We start from the raw sequence: 2953 nt of genomic DNA on the forward strand, positions 1-2953 counted from the left end.
GCCAGCAGAACCGCTCGCTTGTTCAACCGCCGATCGCCCAGCTGTATCGTCCCGAACTCGTCTCTCGCCCAACTCATCAGCCAGCCTCGTCAGTTATTTGGCATGAAGCATACAGGCTGGAGAGTTGTGTGTAAGGGGATGGGGATTACCGGGGGCTTACGATCAGATCGCGCACCTGTTGGTAGAGCGTGGGCTGATTGCCTTTGACCGCAAGCAGGTAATCGCCGCCCTTTTGAACAATCTTCGCGGTACTTTCGCGGTGGCAGCCCATCGCATCGATGCTCACCAGCAAGCCCTTGATGCGCTGCCATTGGCCAAACGACGCAGGGTCTTGCCATCGATGGAGATACTTCCATCCAAAGCACCGACGATGCCACCGGTCCAGCGCCGCCATCGCTCAGACGCTCCATCAGACTCGCTCCGGCAACGCTCATACATCAATCCAAAAGCGATACTAGACGCGATATGAGCGCTGCTTACAGGCCGCTGGCGAACCCTTTTAACGTCAGCAATTTGTCTGGAGGTGCGGAGAAGGGCGTATGCCATCCGAGTGCGACGGCCCTTGGGGCCGACGCCCTTCAGCTCCGCACTTACTGACCTTCCTTCAACCAGCGTGCCGCATCCAATGCGTAATAAGTCAGGATCCCATCCGCTCCAGCTCTCTTGAAGGCAAGCAGAGCTTCCATCGCGCAAGCACGCTCGTCAAGCCAGCCATTAGCCACCGCAGCCTTCAGCATCGCGTACTCGCCGCTCACCTGATACGCGTAGGTCGGAACCCGCAACTCGGTCTTCACGCGCCGCACGATGTCCAGATAAGGCATGCCCGGCTTGACCATGAACATGTCAGCCCCTTCTGCAATATCGAGCGCAACTTCCCGAATCGCCTCATCGGAGTTCGCAGGATCCATCTGATAAGTGTATTTGTTGCCCTTGCCAAGATTGCCAGCTGACCCTACGGCATCCCGGAATGGACCGTAAAAGCTCGATGCATACTTGGCCGAGTAGGCCAGGATGCGCGTATAGATCTGTTGCGCACCATCCAACTCTGCACGAATGCGGGCTATCCGGCCATCCATCATGTCCGACGGCGCAACTATGTCAGCCCCTGCTTGGGAGTGACACAAGGCTTGACGGGCAAGGACTTCGAGCGTCTCATCATTGAGCACATAACCGCTTGCATCGATAAGACCATCCTGACCGTGAACGGTGTACGGATCAAGGGCAACGTCGGTAATCACCCCCAACTCAGGAAAACGGCGCTTCAACTCGCTGATAACACGAGGAACCAGGCCATCAGGGTTGTAGGCTTCCTCAGCCCCCAAGGACTTCTTGCCATCCTCGATAACCGGAAACAAAGCCAGCGCCGGCACGCCAAGCCGAACAGCCTCTTCGGCGACACCCAGGAGATTGTCGAGCGAAAGACGAGCAACACCGGGCATCGACGCCACGTGTTGCGTAGCTCCCTGCCCTTCGAGAACGAAAACCGGGTAGATCAAATCATCAGCTGACAGCCGATTTTCACGCATGAGCCGACGGGAGAACTCGTCCCTGCGCATGCGACGCATTCGGATAGCCGGGAATACAGACTGAACTGGGCTCATAAAAGTCTCAAGTACTTACATCTAGAAACGAAATGCCGCGGGAACTTTCTCCACCGGCCTCTACACTAATTAACAGATGGTGCTGAACCGTCTCCCGCTATACCTCCCTGAGCGGGTGCCTTGAGCAAGCAAGGCGTTTTTCGACCCCCGGCGCTCCCCTTGCCGGGGGTTTTTTATTCCACAGTCGCATAACTCCACATGTAGTCTGGCCTGAAAAATTGGGATTCTAAGCCCTGGCATTCAAACTGACACCCTTGCGAAAGCCACACACCTTCCAGGATAGTATCAAGGCCCTTGCTGTACTGCCTTTCCAACGACACATCTGCATTCATAGAAATACTGGCAATGGTACGTCACTACCTTTACAATGCGAGCCGCTCTAGCGGACGTGGCGGAATTGGTAGACGCACCAGATTTAGGTTCTGGCGCCGATGGCGTGAGAGTTCGAGTCTCTCCGTCCGCACCAGCAATATACTGTTTTCATTGCAAATCAAACGAGTCCACGTTTTCTTGCCCTTACCATACAGGACTGAAGCTGTGGAGAAATCGAAGTCTTAGAAGACTCCCCCTCATTCAAACGCAACTCTCAAGATTACCCTATATCGCACATGCAGAATACGCATGGTGTTCGAGCAGAGCAGCAAGCCCCGTCGCAATAGGCAGCGATCCAGTCGAAATCAACTGCACTGCCCAGAAGTTGCATTGAATCGCCTTGGGTTTCGCGGAGGCGGTTGGATTTGAGTCAGACTCTCACAGCCTGATCGGTTTGACTACGGTGATAGCTTGCCTAAGCTTCAACCAGCGGCAGGTAGCCAATAGGCGCGAGCGGCCGATGATGATGGTTGAACCAGCCCCACACTCGAGGGGTCGGCGCGCGTCAAGATAGTTGTCGCCTGATTCATGCAGCCAATGGCTGTCTATTCGCTTCACCTGTTGCTGTCGCAATGACCGCATCCCGTTCCGGATTGAGGGTCACGGCGCCGATGGGCGACCATGTATTGACCCATCAAATCCTGCACAGGTCACGCAGCTAAAGCGAATGCCTCCGCCGGCGTCTTCATCTCCAGCGCCTGATGCGGCCGCCGGTGGTTGTAGAACTGAATCCAGTCGCCGATCACGCGACTGGCGTGCTGCAGGGTTTCGAAGCGGTGCCGGTGGATGCACTGCTCTTTCAGCGTGCGGATCATCCGCTCCACCAAGCCATTCTGTTGCGGGGTATAGGGCGTGATGAACTCCTGCTTCAGGCCGTAGCTTTTGACCAGGGCCGTATAGCTGCGGCTGGTGAAGACCAGACCGTTGTCCGAACGGAGCAGGAAGGGCTCCTTCACGCGCCCCAGCGTGCCAAAGCGGGC

The 2953-nt window shown here is 56.2% G+C and carries 3 protein-coding genes, 1 tRNA gene and 1 pseudogene; 1 reads left to right on the forward strand and 4 read right to left on the reverse strand.

Annotation, left to right across the window (positions count from 1 at the left end):
* The 3 genes and pseudogenes from B4920_RS31085 to hemB all read right to left on the reverse strand — a co-directional run.
* Window positions 1-77, reverse strand: a 77-nt coding sequence (locus tag B4920_RS31085; RefSeq protein ID WP_139379456.1) for a transposase DNA-binding-containing protein, incomplete at its 3' end; no start/stop codon positions are given.
* Between the two features lie 92 nt (window positions 78-169).
* Window positions 170-301, reverse strand: a pseudogene (locus B4920_RS29060) (ISAs1 family transposase); the annotation flags it as partial.
* A gap of 289 nt (window positions 302-590) precedes the next feature.
* The gene (gene hemB / locus B4920_RS25630) at window positions 591-1601 is read right to left on the reverse strand and encodes a porphobilinogen synthase (protein WP_079437574.1); all 1011 of its coding nucleotides are present in this window, start codon (window positions 1599-1601) and stop codon (window positions 591-593) included.
* Between the two features lie 382 nt (window positions 1602-1983).
* Here hemB and B4920_RS25635 point away from each other — a divergent pair.
* A tRNA-Leu gene (locus tag B4920_RS25635) sits at window positions 1984-2067 on the forward strand.
* A gap of 556 nt (window positions 2068-2623) precedes the next feature.
* Here the strand turns inward: B4920_RS25635 and B4920_RS25640 are convergent.
* The coding region (locus tag B4920_RS25640; RefSeq protein ID WP_139379633.1) for an integrase core domain-containing protein at window positions 2624-2953 on the reverse strand (330 nt) is incomplete at its 5' end.

The sequence above is a fragment of the Zoogloea sp. LCSB751 genome (genome assembly GCF_002028455.1).
Classification (GTDB): Bacteria; Pseudomonadota; Gammaproteobacteria; order Burkholderiales; family Rhodocyclaceae; genus Zoogloea.

What these genes read in the sequence shown, in the direction of transcription:
- hemB (WP_079437574.1), bottom strand. Translation starts at nt 1,601, where the DNA reads ATGAGCCCAGTTCAGTCTGTATTCCCGGCTATCCGAATGCGTCGCATG.